Below are 15,330 nucleotides of genomic sequence, written 5' to 3' on the forward strand. Positions count from 1 at the left end.
TTCTCGCATCGACGGGCAGCGACGGATCGAATCCACCTGCTCGCTTCGCGTGTATCGGCGCCGCCTTCCGCATCGCGTCCCGCCGTTCGCGCGGCGGCCGGCCGACACGCCGCGCACTCGCCTGCACGGCCGTCAGCGCCGCCCCGCCGCCCAATCGACTGCCGCCTCGAACAACGCGAGCCCGGCCGGCGACAGGTTCACGAACGTGTCGTTGTCGAGGAAGAACATCACGCGTCGCGCCGGCGCGAGCGCTTCGTAGTCCATCGTCGCGCCCTTCTCGTACGCGAAGATCGCGGCCTTGTCCGGCTGCCCGTACACGGTCGCGATGATGCTCGCGCCGAGCCCCGGCTTGCCCCAGCTCATCGGCGCCTGCTTGCCGTACACGTTCGTCGCGCCCGCCGGCAACCCCGCCGCGATCGGGTGCGGCGCGTTGACGAGCCACACGTAGCGCTCCTTGCCCGTCTCGCCGAAGTCGACCTCGTGGCGCTTGCCGGTCATCGCGAGATCGTCGAGCAGGTCGTTCTCCCAAGTGACGAGCGGCTTGTCGAGCGTGCGCCAGCCCGCCGCGACGTTCTTCGCCGACACGGTCGACGAGATGATCACGAGGTCCGCATCGCGCGCCGCATCGGGCGCCGCGGCCTGGTCGACGAAGCGCACCGCGTAGCCGCGCGTGCTCAGGTGCGCGCCGATCCGTTCGTCGACCTTCAGGTTCGGGCCTCCGGTCTGCACGAGCATCGCGACGCGCGTGGCCGGCGCGGGCTGCGCGCGCTGCACGTTCTGTTCGGCGGCCGATGCGGGCGACACGCCGGCAACGCCCGCCGCGATCGCAATCGCCGAACCGGCGAGCGCGCGCAATGCGCCGCGCCGCGTCAACGCCGCCGCGCGGTGCGTCAGGTGCTTCATGTTTCCGTTCATTCCATGATCTCCGAGGCCGCGCGACGCTTCGCGCGGCAAATGATGCGACGACGGGTGCGTCAGAACTGCAGCGTCGTCAGCAGCGACACCTGCCGCGCATCGCCGAGCGCGACGAAATAGCGGTTCGCGCTCGACGGGTAGTACGTGCGATTGAAGAGGTTCTTCACGTTGAGCTGCAGCGACAGCTTCTGCTTGCCGATGCGCGTGTCGTAGGTTGCGAACGCATCGGCAAGCACGTACGACGGCAGCGTGAAGCTGTTCGCCGAATCGCCGGGCCGTGCGCCGACGTAGCGCGCGGCCGCGCCGATCCGCAGGTCGTCGCCGCCCGCCAGCGTGCCGACGTCGTAGACGGCCGCGATCGACCCCGTATGGCGCGCGACGTTCCAGAGCCGGTTGCCCGCATACAGCGGATCCTCGATCGTCTTCGCGTCGATGTACGCGTAGCTCGCGATCACGTTCCAGCGTTCGCCGATCTTGCCCGACACGTCGAGCTCGACGCCGCGCGAGCGCGCCTTGCCGGACGTGCGCCAGTCGGTGAGCTTGGTCGTGTCGTTGAACTGCGACACGAGCACGTTCTTCTTGTCGATGTTGAACAACGCGAGCGAGCCTGTGAGACCGCCCGGCAGGTCGAGCTTGCCGCCCACTTCCCATGCGGTCGCCTCCTCGGGCGGCGTCGCGCCGTCGATCACGAAGCCGGATGCCATCGGCGCGATCGACGACGACGGTTTCAGCGACTGCGAGTAGCTGCCGTACAGCGAGAACGCGTCGTTCCACTTGTAGACGACGCCCGCGCGCGGCAGCCATTTCGAGCCGCTCAGGTCGGTGTTCGCCTTGAACGGCCGGCCGCGCCCCGCAACCTGGTTGTACGTGATGAAGCGCAGGCCGCCCGACACGATCCACTTGTCGGTCACGTGGATGCTGTCCTGGAAGAACACGGACGCGTCGTGCAGCGTGTCGGTCTGGTCGCTGTCGCTCGCGGACACGGTGCTCGACGGCGGCAGCAGCCCGTACACCGGATCCACGTAGCTGAACGGCGTCTTCACGGCCTGCCGCAGCATGTCCTTGCGGTAGATGCGGCGGTACTCGCTGTCGACGCCGAACTGCAGGTCGTGGCGCATCCCCGCGAGCCGCAGCTTGCCGTTCACGTACGCGATCCCGTAGCTGTCGGTGCTGAGCGAGCCGTGCGTCGCGTCGTTGCTGCGCGTCAGCGTGCCCTGCGCGGGGTTCACGCCGGTGATGCGGATCTGGTTCGCGTCATAGGTTTCGCGGTTGTAGCTGTAGCCGAAGTGCGCCTTCCAGTCGGCGTTGATCTGGTGGTCGACCGACAGCTGCGCGAGATGCGATTCGCCGTCCATGCTGTTGAACGGCTCGTCGAGGCGGCGCCGCGCGGGAATGTCGAGCGGCGCGCCAGTGCGCGGGTCGAGCGCGGTGCCGCGATCGAACGGCGAATGGAATTTCCGGTATTCGTAGGACAGCACCACCTGCGTGTCGCGCCCGTACCATGCCAGCGACGGCGCGATGAAGGTCTGCCGGTATTCGCCGAAGTTGCGCCAGTACTGCTCGTTCGACTGGTCGACGATCAGCCGGTAGGCGAGCGGCGTGTCGCCGATCGGGCCGGTCGAGTCGAAGGTCGCGCTGCCGCCGTTCTTGCCGTGGCCGAATGTCGACGCGCCGACCGACACCGCGTTGTAGCGCGTGAGCTGCGGCTGCTTCGCGACGACGTTGACGACGCCGCCCGGATCCATCAGCCCGTACAGCAGCGCCGTCGGGCCCTTCAGCACTTCGACGCTGTCGACCGCCGCGTTGAACGAGCGGCCCTGCACGATCGGCATCCCGTTGTGCATCACCGAGCCGTCGCGGTTGTCGCCGAAGCCGCGCTTCATGATCGTGTCCTGCGTGCCGGCGAGCGTGTTGCCCTGCGTGATGCCGCTCACGTTGCCGAGCGCATCGTCGAGATTGCGCGGACGCTGGTCGCGCAGCACCTGCGCGGGCACGATCGCGACAGCCTGCGCGGTGTCGAGCAGCGGGATGTCCGAGCGCAGCACGCCGGCCTCCTGCGGCGGCCGGTAGCTTTCCGCGCGGATCGCGCTGCTGCGCACCGCGATCGTCGGCAGTTCCGCGCCGGCGCCCGCAGCGGCCGCCGGCTGCGCGGCCGGCGCGCTGCCGGTGCGCATCAGCGTATAGCCGCCGCCCGGCTGGCGCAGCGCGACGAGCCCGGTGCCCGCGAGCAGGCGGTCGAGCCCGCCTTCGACGTCGAACCGGCCGTGCAGGCCGCCGCTCGTCCGGCCGGCGGCCAGATCGGCGGGAAACGCAAGCAGGATGCCCGCGTCGCGCCCGAAGCGATTGAGCGCCGCTTCGAGCGGGCCGGCCGGGATATCGAACGCGCGGCGCGACGCGCGCTGCGCGGCCGCGGATGTCGTGTCGGCGTCGGGGGCGGCCAGCGCGGGCAGCGGCAGCAGCGCCGACAGCAGGACGGCGCCGGCCAGCCGGTGGGCAAAGCCGCGCGAGGCGGCAGGTGCGGCGGAGATGGCCGCGCGCGGGCGCGGCGGCAACGCGCGCCGGGAAGCCGGTCGGCGGCGGCGCATCAGACGGGTGGAAGCCATGTTCGGGGTGTCGGTAGGCGATGGTTCGGTGCTGCTCTCATGACCCATGTCACGCGAAACGCGAAAACAGCTCACACAGATGCAGGATTTTTTCAGGGACGCTCACGAACCGGCCGGCACGACCGTCGCCCAGTAGCGGGTCACGTACGCGACGTCGATCGGCAATGTCGTCTTCAGCGTGTCGAGCACGCGATCGGGATCGTCCAGCGGAAACGTGCCCGACACCCGCAGGTCGGCCACGGCCGCGTCGCAACGCAGGCTGCCGCGGCGATAGCGGCCGAGTTCGGCAACCAGGTCCGCGAGCCGCATGCGCGACGCGACGATCATCCCGTCGGTCCATGCGGACGCGTACGCATCGAGCGGCGCGCTCGCGCCGAGCGCATCGCGCGTGAAATCGGCGCCCTCGCCCGCGGCGATCACGCGCGCGCCGCCTGGCGCGCGGCCGGGCTGCACCCGCACCGCGCCGGCGAACACCTCGATGCGGCTCGCGCCATCGCGCTGCCGCACCGAGAAACGCGTGCCGAGCGGACGAAGCTCGCCGTCGTCGGTCGCGACCACGAGCGCACGCGCGAGCCCGCGATCGTCGTGGCCGCTCGTCACCATGATCGTGCCGTGCAGCAAGCGCAGGCGCCGTTCGCGATCGTCGAAGCGCACGTCGAGCGCCGTGTCGGTGTCGAGCACGACGACCGTGCGATCGGCGAGCGTCACCGTGCGCCGTTCGCCGACCGTCGTGCGCAGGTCGGCCTGCCGGACAGCCCAGCGCCGTGACGGTTCGGCCATCCACGCCGCGCCGCCCGCGAACAGCAGCACCGCGAGCGCCTTCACGGCCGCGCGGCGGCGGCCCGAGCGCGGCGGCAGCAGCGCCGCGCGCGCGGCCCGCGTGTCGAGGCCGTCGGCGAGCCGGCTCAGCCTGCCGTGCACGGCTTCGATGTGGCGCCACGCGGCGTCGTGGCTCGGATCCGCCGCGCGCCAGCGCGCGAGCTCGGCCGCGAACGCGGCATCCGTGTTGCCGGCCTGGAGATCGACCCACCACTCGACCGCGCGCTGCGCGACCTGCGGCGCAATCGCCGGCGTACCCGATGCGGCCATCGGTCAGGCCGCCATCGCGAAATAGCACTGCATGCCGGCCTTCACCAGGTAGCGCTTGACCGTCGCGAGCGACACGCCGAGTTCGGCCGCGATCTCGGCCTGCGCGAGCCCGTCGAGTTGCGACAGCAGGAATGCGCGCTTCGCGGCGAGCGGCAGGCCGTCGAGCAGCCGGTCGATCTCGAGCAGCGTCTCGAGCACGACCGCGCGCTCCTCCGGCGACGGCGCATGCGCGTCGGGGCGCAGCGCGAGCGCGTCGAGGTAAGCGCGCTCGAGCTGCTCGCGGCGCCAGTGGTTGTACAGCACGCGCTGCGCGACCGTCGTCAGGAACGCGCGCGGCTCGGCGGCGCCGATCGGCTCGTCGCGCGCCAGCAGCCGCATGAACGTGTCGTGCGCGAGATCGGCCGCGCGGTGCGCGCAACCCAGCTTCCTGTTCAGCCAGCCACGCAGCCACGCGTGATGGCCGACGTACAGGGCGTCGATTTCGCGGTACAGAGGGAGCTTGTCAGCGGACATGGCCGGGTTCCGGGCGCGGGCGCGCGAGCGCATTCGTAAATGAGAATGATTATTATATACAAACACGGAACGCCGCCGGGAGGGTCGCGTCGGCGCTTGTCGCGCACGCGCGAACGATGTGAGCGTTCTACGGGTACGTCATCGGACAAGGGGCGATGATGCGCGGCGGCGCGATGTCGATGCCGGCGAGCGGCAGACGGACAAACGAAGCGTTCGGAAAAAAAGAAGCGGCCGAAGCCGCTTTAAAAAGCGTGGAAACTCGCTACCTCAATCGATGAAGCATACGAGTGGGGCTACGCTAGCACAGTCAATTCCGCCCGATTGATTCAGTTGATTAAATAATCATTTACCCGAACCGCGATAATTCGAATCACGGATCGATATGCCGGCTGCCACGCGCAAATTGTGACGGGATCGGTAAAGCCGCTTTAAAAACCTATCCGCTTATTCGCCGATTGATGCACGTTCATCAATAATTCGAATCCGGAAATGCACGCTTGCGTGGCATGCGCATGTCTTCTTTTCGTCACAACAGAGCATTTCATTTTTCTCCTTCAATTCCGACTCGGTAGTCTCCTGCCATTGCCGATTCACCATCGAAAGCCATTGCAAAAGGAGATCAAATGAAACGCACCGCACTCTCGCTGGTTTCGCTCGCGTCGCTCGCGGCCGCGCCTGCCGCGCACGCCCAATCGAGCGTCACGCTGTATGGCGTGATCGACACGTCGCTGACCTACGTGAATCATGCACAAGGCAAGGACAACCTGTGGGCGCTCGGCAACAGCAGCGCGGGCAACCTGTCCGGCAGCCGCTGGGGGATCAAGGGCAGCGAGGATCTCGGCGGCGGCCTGACGGCGCTGTTCCAGCTGGAGAACGGCTTCGACCCGAGCAACGGCCGCCAGGGCCAGGGCAACCGCCTGTTCGGCCGGCAGGCGTTCGTCGGCCTGTCGAGCGACCGCTACGGCACGGTCACGCTCGGCCGCCAGTACGATCCGCTGATCGATCTCGTGCAGGTGATCACCGCCGACAACTATCTCGGCAGCGCGTTCGCGACGGCCGGCGACGTCGACAACTACGACAACAGCTTCCGCGTCGACAACGCGGTGAAGTACACGTCGCCCGTGTATGCCGGCCTGCAGTTCTCCGTGATGTACTCGTTCGGCGGCATCGCCGGCAGCACCGGCTCCGGGCAGTCGTACTCGGCGGCGCTCGCGTACAACAACGGCCCGCTGAGCCTCGCGGGCGGCTACTTCTACGCGGCGAACAGCCCGGCCGCGAACGGCCCGCGCTCGACCTGGACCAGCACGTCGGACGGCACCTTCGACGGCCCCGTCAACAGCGGCTACTCGACGGCCCACTCGATCGGCATCGCGCGCGTCGCGGGCCAGTACGTGCTCGGCAAGTTCACGTTCGGCGCGAGCTACAGCAACGCGCAGTACCGCCGCGACGCCAGCTCGCTGTTCGCGTCGAACGAGCACTACAACACCGGCCAGGGCTTCCTGAACTACCAGGCGACCAATGCCCTGCTCGTCGGCGTCGGCTACAGCTACACGAAGTCGGGCGGCGACACGTCGGCGACCTATCACCAGGTGTCCCTCGGCGGCGACTACAACCTGTCGAAGCGCACCGACGTATACGTGACCGCGGCCTACCAGCACGCAAGCGGCGAGACCGGCGACGGCAAGGGCGGCGCGATGGCCGCGCAAGCGTCGATCGGTTCGTACGGCTACGTGGGCACCCGCTCGCAGACGATGGTCAACCTCGGCCTGCGTCACCGCTTCTGATCGCGCACGGCCGGCCGCCCGTTCGCGGCGGCCGGCCATGATTCGCGCGGCGGCGCCCGCCACCCGCGATGCATGCGCGGCCGATGCCGCGCTTTCGCAACCCGAACCGTTCGCGATCGACGCCAACCGTTCGTCGATTCTTCCGATATGCGATGCGCGACTGCGTCTGTCGCATCGATTCTCGCGAACAAAACGCGCGCGGCATTACCGCCGCATTCGCGTTCGCGCATGGCCCGGCATCTCGCGCCGGATAAAACCCCTTCGACCTGCCCCCGGCCGCGGAATCATCATCGCCGCACCGGAATGAGCCATTCGATCGCGCGCTATGGCACACTTCGCCGTTGCTTTTTTCTTGCATAGGCCGCCCGATTTCGCGCCAACCTGCCATGCCGCGTCAGAAAACCCGCTCGCTCAGCACTGAAATGCTGAAAATAGCGCCGATTATTTCGATTTCGTTCATGATGCACGGCATCGCCCGGGCCGACTGCCTCGACGATGCCGCCGCGTTCCATCACGTCAACGTCAGCCTGCTGCGCGGTATCGCGCAGGTCGAATCCGGGATGAAGACCAACGCGGTCAATACGAACGCCAACGGCACCACCGACATCGGTCTCATGCAGATCAACAGCTCGTGGCTGCCGACGCTCTCGCGCGAAGGCATCTCCGAGCAGAGCCTGTACGACCCGTGCACCAACGCCTATGTCGGCGCGTGGATCCTGTCGCAGAACATCCGTCAGCTCGGGCCGACCTGGAACGCGATCGGCGCGTACAACGCCGCATCGCCCGACAAGCGCCTCGCGTATGCGCGCAAGGTGTACGACGCGATTCAAACCATCCCGGATTCGCCGGATTCCCCCATGCCTATCCTTCCGCCGTCCTATACGCCGCCGCAGGCCTACAACCCGTTCGCCAGCCTCAGCGTCTCGGCGCCGCAAGTCACCCGCCCGCGCGCCGCCGCGCAGGCCGCGTCGGCGCCGGCCGGCCCCGCCGGCGCGTACAACTTCGGCTGGACGGTGAGCGGCGCGGATGCGGCGAAGCCGATCCAGGTGTTCGACGACGGCGCCAAGGTCTACGTGCAGTTCAGCGACATGAAGCGCGTGCCGGCGATCTTCGCGGACACGCCGGGCGGGCGCGTGCTGGTGCCGTGGGAACCGCAGTTTCCGTATGCGGTGATCGCGCGCCCCGCGCAAGCGCTGATCTTCCAGCTCGGGGCCTATGAAGCGCGCGCGCAGCGCGCTGCGGCGGGTTCGCCGTTACCGGCCGGCGCGCCGGCGCAGCGGCCGGCGATGGCGGCCGCCGCGAGCGCGCCACCGACGGCGAACAAGCCGGCGGGCGCCGCAAGGAGCACCGCGTCGGCCGATGCGCTCTGGTATGTGACCAAGCCGTCGGCGGGATCGACGTCGCTGCCCGTGGCTGCGGCTGCACCGGCGCCCGCCACCGCATCGGTGCCTGCACCGGCGCCCGCGCCGGCACCGGCCGCGCGCGTCAGCACGGACGCGCTCTGGTACATCTCGAAGTAACGCGCCGCATCAGCCGCGGCGCACCCAGATCACCTTGCCGTTGCGAATGCCCAGGTTGCGGCGGTCTTCGCGGTAATCCATCGTGCCCGGCAACGACTGGCCGTCGCGTTCGCCGACGCGCCACGGGCAGCCGCCCAGCTGTGCGATCGCGTCCGCTTCGGTCTGGCCGACCAGCGCGTCGTCCGGCGCCGCGTCGGCCTTGCAGGTAGGGGTCGTGCCGGTGTGCGCGGGATTCGGCATCGCGCCGCCCTCCGTTTTCTGGTCCGGGTTCGCGCAACCGTAGATAGATGCGCCCGCAACGAGTGCGATGACGAAGGAAATCGTGTTCTTCAAAGGCGTCTCCGTGATGGGGCTGGCCGCGGCATGCGGCGAAGCTGCCGGTTCGTCGCGCGCTTTCGCGCGCGCCGGCGTGGCGATCCGCATCCTACCGCAACCCCGGAATGCGCCCAAGCCGGCGCCGCCGCCCGCCCCGCCCGTTCAGAACTTGTAGCTCACACCCGCGCCCCCGAAGTAGTTGGTGCGCGACTGCACGATCGGGCTGTCGCCGTAGCGGCCGAGCAGCCGCGACACGCCCGCCGTCGCGAGGATCGACCAGTGCTGCGAGATCGCCCGGGTCCAGGCGACCGACATCGACGCGCTGTCGATCCCGCCGCCGGTCGAGTACTGACGGAACCCGCTGCGCGCGGACTGCACGTCCGTCACGCCGTAGAACGTCTGCATGTAGCGGCCGGCGCCGCCGTGCACGGTGCCCGTCAGCACGATCTGGTCCTTCGCCGACTTGTACACCGGCACCGCGAGATCGACGTGCCCGGACACCCCGCGCGACGTGTGCGTGACGGGCGTGTCGATCGTGACGCTCAACACCGCGCCGCCATAGATCGTCATGCCGGCACGCACGCCGACGAGCACCGAGCCGGGCACCCGGCCCATGCCCTTCAGATGGCTCGAACCCGGCAGGTCGAAGCGGTTCTCGTCCGCGCGGCCCGGGTCGTAGTCCACCGCCGCCGACACGAACGTGCCGTGCGGCAGGTCGAGCCGGTAGCCGGCGCCGTCCGACTCGCTGATGAAGAAGCCATTGTCGAAGGTCGCCGAGAACGACGGCCCGACGACGCCCCGGTACTGGCTGCTGCCCGCGTAGCGCGGCGCGATGCCGGCGCCGAGGCCGATCGAGTATTCGTTTTCCGCGTGGGCGGCAGCGGCGAAGGCGAGGCCGGCGAGCGGCACGCAGTAGCGGTAGCGGCGAAGGGTTGGGTGCACAATAGTCAGATGAAAGTCAGGGAGTCCGAAGTCTAGGGGCCGCCGCGCGCCGAAACTGTCCGGAATCTGAGGGGAATCTGTGCTCAATTGTGTTTGATTGTTGGCGATTGTGGCGATCGCGCGCGGGTTGCCGGAACGCCGGATAAAATCCCCTGCCCGCCGCCGCGCCGCCGCCTGGTCGCGCGGCGGCGCGCATTCCGAGGAAACCATGAACGACGATCCGCTCAAATACCGCGTCCTGCTGATCGAGGACGACGACCGGCTGGCGCAGCTGGTCCGCGAATACCTCGACGGCTACGAATTCACGGTGACCGTCGTGCGGCGCGGCGATCTCGCCGTTGCCGCGGTGCGCGAGCACCAGCCTGCGCTCGTGCTGCTCGACCTGATGCTGCCGAATCTCGACGGCATGGAAGTCTGCCGGCGCATTCGCGCATTCTCGAACGTGCCGGTGCTGATCCTGACCGCGCGCGCCGACGTGTACGACCAGGTCGCGGGCCTCGAGACCGGCGCCGACGACTACGTGACGAAGCCGATCGAGCCGCGCGTGCTCGTCGCGCGCGCCCGCGCGCTGCTGCGCCGCGCGCAGCCCGCGCCGCAGGGCGAGACGGCCGCCGCGCCGGAAGCGCTCGTGTTCGGCGAATTGACGATTTCGCCGCCGAACCGCACGGTGACGTGGCGCGGCGAGCCGGTCGACCTCAAGACCGCCGAATTCAACCTGCTGGTGATCCTCGCGCGCGCGGCCGGCGTCGTGCTGAGCCGCGACGACATCCTGAAGCAGCTGCGCGGCATCGAGTTCGACGGGCTCGACCGCTCGGTCGATTCCGGCATCTCGAAGCTGCGCCGCCGCTTCGAGGACGCGTCGTCGGAGCCGCACAAGATCAAGACGATCTGGGGCCGCGGCTACCTGTTCAGCCCTTCCGCGTGGGACGAGTAAATGCTGCGTTCGCTGATCAGGCTGTATCTCATCGTGATCGCGTGCGTGGTGGCGTCGATCCTGTTCATCCAGCTGTCGTTCGACCGGATCTTCTACGAGCGCGGCGCGGAAGCCTCGCGCAATTCGCTGACCACCTATGCATTCGTGCTCAACGACTATCTCGAACGCCACCCGGGCGCGAAGCGCCAGCTCGCGCTGCGCGAACTGGCGCTGCACGGCAATGAAGGGTTCAACTTCGTCTCGATGGCCGAAGCCCGCGCGCAGCTCACCGGGGTGCCGCTGCGCGATCTCGAGCGCGGCCTGATCGCGATCAGCTACAACGGCAAGGATTACTACATGCCGCTCGCGGACGGCTCCGTGCTGCACGCGCGACCGCCCGAACCGCCCGATCTCGACATCCGCATCTACGCGTACCTGCTGCTCGCGCTCGCGACGCTGTTCGCTGTCGTGACCTGGGTGCATTTCCACTGGCGCGACCTGCGCAAGCTGCAGGCCGCCGCGCGTGCGTTCGGCGCGGGCCGGCTGTCGACGCGCGCGCAACTGTCGAACAAATCGAGCGTCTACGAGCTGTCGCAGCAGTTCAACGACATGGCGCAGTGCATCGAGGCGTCGATCCAGCAGCAGCGCGAGATGATGCACGGCATCTCGCACGAGCTGAAGACGCCACTCGCGCGGCTCGAATTCGGCCTCGCGCTGCTGGAAACGCCCGACGACACCGACCGCATGCGCGAGGGCCGCGACGCGCTGCGCAGCGACGTGCGCGAACTCGACGATCTCGTCACCGAACTGCTGACGATCGGCCGCCTCGAACAGGGGCGCAGCGAACTCGTGCCGATGCGGGTCGCCGTCGACGAGCTGATTGACAGCGTGGCCGGCAACGTGACGAACGACGTCGCCGACCGCGGGCTCGCGCTCGGCGTGTCGACGCGCGGCGCACCCGCGAGCCACGTGTGCGATCCGAAGCTCGTCGCGCGTGCGCTGCTGAACCTGATCCGCAACGGCACGCGCTATGCGGCGAGCACGGTGTCGCTCGCCGCGACGGCCGGCGCCGACGGCACGCTCGTGCTGACCGTCGACGACGACGGGCCCGGCATTCCGGCCGCCGATCGCGCACGCGTATTCGAGCCGTTCCAGCGGCTCGATTCGAGCCGCGACCGGCAGACGGGCGGGTTCGGCCTCGGGCTGGCGATCGTGCGCCGCGTCGCGCTCGTGCACGGCGGCGACGTGCGGCTCGAGGATTCGCCGCTCGGCGGCGCGCGGTTCGTGATGACGTTGCCGGCGCGGGAAGAGCCCGACGCGTTCGCCGGCCTGCCGGTGCCATCCATCTGAGATTTTACGGCGGGCACCGTGTGCCCGCATCAACGCAACGCGGCCTTGAACTTCGTCCACCAGCGGCCTTGCAGGCGCGTGAGCGCGGGCGGCTCGGCCATCGGCATGAACAGCGTCTTGCGCACCGCCTCGCCCGGATAGATGGCCGGATTGCCGCGCAGCTTCGCATCGAGGTACGCCGACGCATCCCGGTTTGCGTTCGCGTATCGCTTCGCGTTGGAAATCCGCGCCACTCCGGGCACACGACCCCGTTCGCGCCCTGGCGCGCCGCGTCGCGCACGAGCCGCTCGGCCGTCGCCAGGTTGTCTTCGATCGTCCAGCTGCCCGACGCCATCTGCACGGCGGCGACGGTGATCATCCTCGACGACATGGTTTCGTTCCTCCTGCTGGACGCGTCGCCGCTCAGGCGCGCGCGGGCATCACGGCGGGCTGCTGCTGCGTCGAGCAATGAATGCTGCCGCCGCCCATCGACAGCGCGGTGATCGGCAGCAGCTCGACGCGGCGATCCGGGAACGCGCGCTCGAACACCGCGCGGGCCGCGGCGTCCTGCTCGATGCCGAATGCCGTCGAGATCACCGCGCCGTTCACCAGGATGTCGTTCACGTAACAGTCGCAATAGCGCTCCGAGCCGTAGCGGTCGGCGACGATCGGCGACGGCAGGTCGAGCAGCTCGAAACGGCGGCCGGCCGCGTCCGTCGCAAGCGCCAGCGCGCGGCGGTTCTCCTGCATCACGCGGAAATAGTCGCCCTGCTCGGGGCTCGCCGCCTGGCACAGCATCTTGCCCGGCGCGATGCCGTCGACGTGGCCGTTCGTCTCCACTTCGTCCGGATTGCCCGGCAGCCAGACGATCTTCGCCATGCCGAGCATGCGCCGCAGTTCGGCCTCGATCTCCGCCCGATTCATCTGCGGGTTGCGGTTCGGATGCAGCAGGCAGCTTTCGGTGGTCACGAGCGTGCCCTGCCCGTCCACGTAGAACGCGCTGCCTTCCAGCACCATGTGCGAGTTGAAGATGCGCGCGCCCGCGGCGCGTGCGATGTCCTGCCCGAGCTGCTGGCAACCGTCGTACGGGTGGTACTTCTCGCCCCAGCTGTTGAAGCGGAACACGGCGGCCGCGAGCTCGCCGCGCTCGCCCTGCAGGAAGATCGGCCCGCAATCGCGCACCCAGTTGTCTTCGGCGGCAACGGGCAGCACCTCGACGCCGCGGCCGACCATTTCCCGCGCCGCATCGGCGCAGGCCGCGTGCGCCACCACGATGCAGCGCTGATAACGCGCGATGGTCTGCGCGACCAGTGCGAATTCCCGGCAGACCTGCGGGTAATGCTCGCCCCACAATGCCTCGCGATCCTGCAGCACCGGCCAGCCCAGCCAGGTCGCGGCCATCGGTTCCCATTCCGCCGGCATGCGGTAGCCGGCCTGGCGGGCGTCGAAACGGCTCATCGGATGTTCTCCTCGTTGATCGATGACCCATTGTGCTGCCGTTGAAATCTGATGAAAATTGATCTTTCCTGCACCGATCGATCGATTTTTTTCATACCTCCATGCCACGCATACCATCGCTGAAGCTGCTGATCGGCTTCGAGGCGGCCGCCCGGCTCGGCAATTTCTCGCGCGCGGCCGACGAGCTGCACCTGTCGCAGTCGGCCATCAGCCACCAGATCCAGCAACTCGAGGAACAGCTCGGGCAGCCGCTGTTTCGCCGCGTCGGCCGAGGCGTCGAGCTGACGGTGGGCGGCGAGGTGCTGCAGCGCAGCGTGCAGCGCTCGCTGGAGACGCTGCGCAGCGGGCTCGGGCGCATCGGCACCTACCTGACGCCCGGCCTCGTCGTGCTGGTCTGCCCCGCGCCGTTGCTGCACGGCTGGCTGCAGCCTCGCCTCGAGCGGATGCGGCAGGACATCCCCGAGCTGTGCCCGCTGCTGTCGACCGACGAGACCGCGCGCTACGTCGACGAGATCGACGTCGACATCACGATCGGGCAGCGCCCGCTCATGCAGACGGGGCTGCTCGAAATACCGTTCCTGCAGGACGAGCGGGTCACCGTGTGCACGCCTGCGCTCGCGGCGCGGCTCGACGCGCTGCCGATCGAGCAGCATCACCTGCATGCGGGGCTCGTGTGCCTCGAGGAAGACATCGTCCGCGAGGATACGGCGGCCGTGCTTCGCGGCCAGCTCGCCGCGTTCCAGGACAAGACGATCTACGACGATCAGCGCCTCGCGCTCGATGCGGCACTGCGCGGGCGCGGCATCGCATGCCTGCCGCGGCGGCTGGCGGACGACAGCATCGAACGGGGCTTGCTGACGATCCTGTCCGGATATCCGCGGCTGCCCGGAACGTCGTGGTGGATATCGCGGGTGACGCAGGCGCCTCGGTCGCAGACGGTTGCCGACGTGTTCGACTGGCTGTGCCGGCAGGGGGATGGCGACGATCGTCAGGCCGGCGCGACTGATCGGTCGGCGTGAGGTATTCCGGCCGGCCGTGAGAAAATCCACGCCATCCGGTTTCTTTCCTCTCCTCGACAACAGGATTCGCATGACCACGCACATCACGATCGAATTCACCGACCACGCGGCAGAAGCAGTCGGCGATCAAACCAGCACCAACTTTTCCTACGACCAGGGCGCGCTTCTGCCGCAACCGGGTGACTTCGTCGAACTCGAAAACCTGCAGCAGACGTTTCTCGTGATCGGCCGGGTGTTTTCGCTCAAGACGAACACGAGCGCCGTCAAGCTCGTGCTCGACTTGCCGCCGGCGGATGATCAGCAGGGGTTCGGGCTGGAGGAGTGAGTGGAGTTGGGCGCGTGACAGCGCCGTTCGATTGGGTGGCGCGGCGGTCGGCTGCGATGCGGGCGCGCTTTCCGGACCTGACGATCATCCACACCTGCGATACGCGTTGCACGGGCGGGAAGCGAATGCCACTAACCGAGCGTGGCCGGGAGCTTGACAAGATCGATGCGCGCATCGCCGTGCGGCAGCCCGCAAAAGCGCTGCAGACAGCGCAATCGGCATCCGAAGCGCGACGACGGGAGGGTCGACCGGCTTGAACTCACCGACGCCCCTGCATTCCTCTATGTCGGCGTGTGAATCAGAAATTTCTCGCGATCTTGTCCGGCAATCCAGCGAGGTGCGCGTCCACGTCCACTCCAGACTGCGCCGGACGCAGGGTCTCGGTATTTCACCAGAGCCGGTGCGCGACGCCTGATCCGACGTGTCTTATTTTGGATGTCAGCAAACACATCCTCAGGCTTCAGATCGAACTCGGCGATCATTTTCTGAATTTCCGTTATTGCACTCTGCATTTCATTCCTGCGCGCGAGTTCCGCCTGAGCTTGAAGTGTACGTATCTTGGCTTTCAGGTCCAGATAGATAGACATCTCGATTCCTTTGAATTG

The 15,330-nt window shown here is 68.2% G+C and carries 17 protein-coding genes; 8 read left to right on the forward strand and 9 right to left on the reverse strand.

What is annotated here, in order from left to right:
- Positions 1–132: 132 nt before the first annotated feature.
- From HWY45_RS17540 to HWY45_RS17555, 4 genes are read right to left on the reverse strand one after another with little or no spacing between them, the layout of a single operon-like run.
- Entirely contained in the window at positions 133–915 is a 783-nt protein-coding gene (locus HWY45_RS17540; protein WP_059885564.1) for a hypothetical protein, read from the reverse strand.
- A 59-nt stretch (positions 916–974) separates the two neighbouring features.
- Positions 975–3,566 (reverse strand): TonB-dependent siderophore receptor, encoded by a 2,592-nt coding sequence (locus tag HWY45_RS17545; RefSeq protein ID WP_059885562.1) that lies wholly within the window; start codon positions 3,564–3,566, stop codon positions 975–977.
- A gap of 54 nt (positions 3,567–3,620) precedes the next feature.
- Positions 3,621–4,607: a FecR domain-containing protein gene (locus tag HWY45_RS17550; RefSeq protein ID WP_059885560.1), complete on the reverse strand. Its 987-nt coding sequence runs from the start codon at positions 4,605–4,607 to the stop codon at positions 3,621–3,623.
- 3 nt (positions 4,608–4,610) lie between these two features.
- Positions 4,611–5,120 (reverse strand): sigma-70 family RNA polymerase sigma factor, encoded by a 510-nt coding sequence (locus HWY45_RS17555; RefSeq protein ID WP_059885677.1) that lies wholly within the window; start codon positions 5,118–5,120, stop codon positions 4,611–4,613.
- Between the two features lie 623 nt (positions 5,121–5,743).
- Between HWY45_RS17555 and HWY45_RS17560 the strand changes: the two genes are divergently transcribed.
- From HWY45_RS17560 to HWY45_RS17570, 3 genes are all read left to right on the forward strand, one after another.
- Positions 5,744–6,904: a porin gene (locus HWY45_RS17560; protein ID WP_059885558.1), complete on the forward strand. Its 1,161-nt coding sequence runs from the start codon at positions 5,744–5,746 to the stop codon at positions 6,902–6,904.
- 37 nt (positions 6,905–6,941) lie between these two features.
- Positions 6,942–7,211: a hypothetical protein gene (locus HWY45_RS17565; RefSeq protein ID WP_150999006.1), complete on the forward strand. Its 270-nt coding sequence runs from the start codon at positions 6,942–6,944 to the stop codon at positions 7,209–7,211.
- A 79-nt stretch (positions 7,212–7,290) separates the two neighbouring features.
- Positions 7,291–8,424: a lytic transglycosylase domain-containing protein gene (locus HWY45_RS17570; RefSeq protein ID WP_059885553.1), complete on the forward strand. Its 1,134-nt coding sequence runs from the start codon at positions 7,291–7,293 to the stop codon at positions 8,422–8,424.
- 9 nt (positions 8,425–8,433) lie between these two features.
- Here the strand turns inward: HWY45_RS17570 and HWY45_RS17575 are convergent, their stop codons facing one another.
- Positions 8,434–8,757 (reverse strand): hypothetical protein, encoded by a 324-nt coding sequence (locus HWY45_RS17575; RefSeq protein WP_059885675.1) that lies wholly within the window; start codon positions 8,755–8,757, stop codon positions 8,434–8,436.
- On the opposite strand from HWY45_RS17575, the gene HWY45_RS17580 reads away from it, so the two are divergent.
- On the forward strand, positions 8,732–8,914 hold the full coding sequence (locus HWY45_RS17580) for a hypothetical protein (protein ID WP_176118375.1): 183 nt from the start codon (positions 8,732–8,734) through the stop codon (positions 8,912–8,914). The two genes, HWY45_RS17575 and HWY45_RS17580, sit on opposite strands and share 26 nt — an antisense overlap.
- Here HWY45_RS17580 and HWY45_RS17585 read toward each other — a convergent pair.
- Positions 8,902–9,648 (reverse strand): MipA/OmpV family protein, encoded by a 747-nt coding sequence (locus HWY45_RS17585; RefSeq protein WP_059805419.1) that lies wholly within the window; start codon positions 9,646–9,648, stop codon positions 8,902–8,904. The two genes, HWY45_RS17580 and HWY45_RS17585, sit on opposite strands and share 13 nt — an antisense overlap.
- Positions 9,649–9,889: 241 nt before the next feature.
- Here HWY45_RS17585 and HWY45_RS17590 point away from each other — a divergent pair, with 241 nt between their 5' ends.
- Both HWY45_RS17590 and HWY45_RS17595 read left to right on the forward strand, forming a co-directional pair.
- Positions 9,890–10,615: a response regulator gene (locus tag HWY45_RS17590; RefSeq protein WP_059805416.1), complete on the forward strand. Its 726-nt coding sequence runs from the start codon at positions 9,890–9,892 to the stop codon at positions 10,613–10,615.
- Positions 10,616–11,944, forward strand: coding sequence for an ATP-binding protein (locus tag HWY45_RS17595; protein ID WP_059885551.1), 1,329 nt, complete (start codon positions 10,616–10,618; stop codon positions 11,942–11,944).
- Positions 11,945–11,973: 29 nt separating this feature from the next.
- On the opposite strand, the gene HWY45_RS17600 is transcribed toward HWY45_RS17595, so the two are convergent.
- The gene (locus HWY45_RS17600; protein ID WP_059885548.1) at positions 11,974–12,177 is read right to left on the reverse strand and encodes a hypothetical protein; all 204 of its coding nucleotides are present in this window, start codon (positions 12,175–12,177) and stop codon (positions 11,974–11,976) included.
- A 169-nt stretch (positions 12,178–12,346) separates the two neighbouring features.
- Positions 12,347–13,381, reverse strand: coding sequence for an agmatine deiminase family protein (locus HWY45_RS17605; protein WP_059885546.1), 1,035 nt, complete (start codon positions 13,379–13,381; stop codon positions 12,347–12,349).
- A 101-nt stretch (positions 13,382–13,482) separates the two neighbouring features.
- Between HWY45_RS17605 and HWY45_RS17610 the strand changes: the two genes are divergently transcribed.
- Both HWY45_RS17610 and HWY45_RS17615 read left to right on the forward strand, forming a co-directional pair.
- Positions 13,483–14,400: a LysR family transcriptional regulator gene (locus HWY45_RS17610; protein WP_059885544.1), complete on the forward strand. Its 918-nt coding sequence runs from the start codon at positions 13,483–13,485 to the stop codon at positions 14,398–14,400.
- Positions 14,401–14,470: 70 nt separating this feature from the next.
- The gene (locus HWY45_RS17615; RefSeq protein WP_059566990.1) at positions 14,471–14,725 is read left to right on the forward strand and encodes a hypothetical protein; all 255 of its coding nucleotides are present in this window, start codon (positions 14,471–14,473) and stop codon (positions 14,723–14,725) included.
- Between the two features lie 281 nt (positions 14,726–15,006).
- On the opposite strand, the gene HWY45_RS17620 is transcribed toward HWY45_RS17615, so the two are convergent.
- Complete coding sequence (locus tag HWY45_RS17620; protein WP_081068436.1) at positions 15,007–15,312, reverse strand: H-NS histone family protein; 306 nt, start codon at positions 15,310–15,312, stop codon at positions 15,007–15,009.
- Positions 15,313–15,330 lie beyond the last annotated feature (18 nt).

The sequence above is a fragment of the Burkholderia stagnalis genome (assembly GCF_902830275.1).
GTDB lineage: Bacteria > Pseudomonadota > Gammaproteobacteria > Burkholderiales > Burkholderiaceae > Burkholderia > Burkholderia stagnalis.

Coding starts and splice junctions, on each gene's coding strand:
- HWY45_RS17555 (WP_059885677.1), bottom strand. CDS start 5,120: ATGTCCGCTGACAAGCTCCCTCTGTACCGCGAAATCGACGCCCTGTAC.
- HWY45_RS17550 (WP_059885560.1), bottom strand. CDS start 4,607: ATGGCCGCATCGGGTACGCCGGCGATTGCGCCGCAGGTCGCGCAGCGC.
- HWY45_RS17545 (WP_059885562.1), bottom strand. CDS start 3,566: ATGGGTCATGAGAGCAGCACCGAACCATCGCCTACCGACACCCCGAAC.
- HWY45_RS17595 (WP_059885551.1), top strand. CDS start 10,616: ATGCTGCGTTCGCTGATCAGGCTGTATCTCATCGTGATCGCGTGCGTG.
- HWY45_RS17560 (WP_059885558.1), top strand. CDS start 5,744: ATGAAACGCACCGCACTCTCGCTGGTTTCGCTCGCGTCGCTCGCGGCC.
- HWY45_RS17570 (WP_059885553.1), top strand. CDS start 7,291: ATGCCGCGTCAGAAAACCCGCTCGCTCAGCACTGAAATGCTGAAAATA.
- HWY45_RS17590 (WP_059805416.1), top strand. CDS start 9,890: ATGAACGACGATCCGCTCAAATACCGCGTCCTGCTGATCGAGGACGAC.
- HWY45_RS17620 (WP_081068436.1), bottom strand. CDS start 15,312: ATGTCTATCTATCTGGACCTGAAAGCCAAGATACGTACACTTCAAGCT.
- HWY45_RS17615 (WP_059566990.1), top strand. CDS start 14,471: ATGACCACGCACATCACGATCGAATTCACCGACCACGCGGCAGAAGCA.
- HWY45_RS17540 (WP_059885564.1), bottom strand. CDS start 915: ATGAACGGAAACATGAAGCACCTGACGCACCGCGCGGCGGCGTTGACG.
- HWY45_RS17610 (WP_059885544.1), top strand. CDS start 13,483: ATGCCACGCATACCATCGCTGAAGCTGCTGATCGGCTTCGAGGCGGCC.
- HWY45_RS17605 (WP_059885546.1), bottom strand. CDS start 13,381: ATGAGCCGTTTCGACGCCCGCCAGGCCGGCTACCGCATGCCGGCGGAA.
- HWY45_RS17580 (WP_176118375.1), top strand. CDS start 8,732: ATGACGAAGGAAATCGTGTTCTTCAAAGGCGTCTCCGTGATGGGGCTG.
- HWY45_RS17565 (WP_150999006.1), top strand. CDS start 6,942: ATGATTCGCGCGGCGGCGCCCGCCACCCGCGATGCATGCGCGGCCGAT.